Origin of the sequence: Nocardiopsis sp. LOL_012 (genome assembly GCF_048060475.1) — a bacterium.
In the GTDB taxonomy this organism is placed as follows: domain Bacteria; phylum Actinomycetota; class Actinomycetes; order Streptosporangiales; family Streptosporangiaceae; genus Nocardiopsis.
This window is the reverse complement of sequence record NZ_JBHMIV010000083.1, coordinates 1-1,529: the sequence shown is the minus strand read 5'-3', so window position 1 is coordinate 1,529 and position 1,529 is coordinate 1. Positions and strand designations below refer to the sequence as shown.

Annotated in this window: 1 protein-coding gene; it reads right to left on the bottom strand. The window is 67.5% G+C overall.

The features are described 5' to 3' along the window. The coding region (locus ACFHWE_RS23495) for an ADP-ribosyltransferase (protein WP_416604051.1) at window positions 1–1,529 on the bottom strand (1,529 nt) is incomplete at both ends.

Sequence of the window (1,529 nt, the reverse complement as noted above, 5' to 3'; positions counted from 1 at the left end):
GCCGGACTCGCCCGGTTCGGAGCCGTGGTCAGAGCCGGACGAGCCGGTGCCCTCAGCGGGGTGGGTCCAGGTGTTGAGGGTGTCGGCTGTGGTGGGGGTGGGGCCGTCGTTTGTTGCGGTCTCGGGTAGGAGGGCCGTTGCCACGGTCCAGTCTGTCCCTGTCAGTGATACTGCGGTGTTCTCCGCGGGGGCCGGGGGTGTGTTCTGCTCGTCGGGGAGCAGAACGGTGGCGTTGAGGTGGAGGATTCCGTCGCCGTCGGTGGTGACGTCGGTGATGTGGTAGCGCGTGCCTCGGGCCAGGACGAGTTCGCGTTCCTGGGGGTGCCGGCCGTTGTAGCCCATCCATCGGGCTCTGGTGGTGGCGGGCAGGGTGAGGTGGAGGTGGAAGGGACGGGGGTCCCATCCGGGGACGTGGGCGCTGGTGCCGAAGACGGTGGACATGTAGCCGGGTTCGGTCTGGAGGGTGTCGATGAGGGAGCGGGGGTCCTTCTGGGGGTGAGGGTTGTTCGGGTTGTTCCTTTCCATGAAGGTCACGTCGCGTAGGGCGCGGTGGGTGATGACGCTCTCGGGTAGGAGAGCGGGGGCGAAGGCGAGGTCGAGTCTGGCGGCACGGTGCTCGATGTCGGTGACTGTGGGGATGTGGCCGAACATCTGGAGCAGGGTGCCGGCCGTGTCGGCATAGCTCTTCCAGTTGTCGAGAGCGTGCATGGGGTCGGGGGAGTTCATGATCCGGCCGACGATGTCGGCCTGGTCCGGTGTGATAGGAGTCCGCTTGGGGGTGGGAGCGACGCGGTTGCGGTAGGCGTACTGGATGTCTTGGAGGTGGACCGCACGCAGCCCGACCATCTCGTAGAGGGCGAAGCCGGTGCCGCGCTGGGAGAGCCAGTTGGAGAGGAGGTCCTGTCGACCCTGATGGTCGGGGATGCGCAGGATCTCGTTGTAGACCCAGTCGTGGGTGCTGTACTCGCGGAAGAGGTGGTTCTGCTCTTCGGGCAGGTTCCAGAAGCCGCGTGGGTGGTCCAGGCTGTCGAGGACGTTCTCGGCGTAGTTTTGCGCGTCCAGGTCGGTGCCGAAGCGGCGGATGCCGTCGGGTCCGACGATGCCCGGGGGCGGCGAGACCGATGAGGTATCCGATTCTGGCTCCGAGATGGGGGCCGGGGTCGGTTCGGGGGCGGGGCTCCAGGTGCCCTGGTCGAGCCCGTCTGCATGGAGGCCGCCCTGTGAGACGGATGCGTCGTTTTCGAGGTCTTCGTTGGCGGGGGGAGCGGCCTGCGGTGTGTCGCCAGAGCGGTTTTGGGCGGTGAGCAGGGCGGGGTCGATGGTGTCGCTGTCGGGTGGGGCGGGCTGTGGCAGGCCCTGCTGCATCCAGACCAGGTCGGGCATACCGTCGGTGTCCAGGCTGATGCCGGTCTCGGGGAGGAGGACGGGGAAGGCGTGGATGTCGGTGGTGGTGGGTTCTTGGTGGCTGGTGTTGTGGGTGTCGGGTGGGGGTGTGGGGATGATGTCGGCGTGGAGGTGCCAGTGGTCGT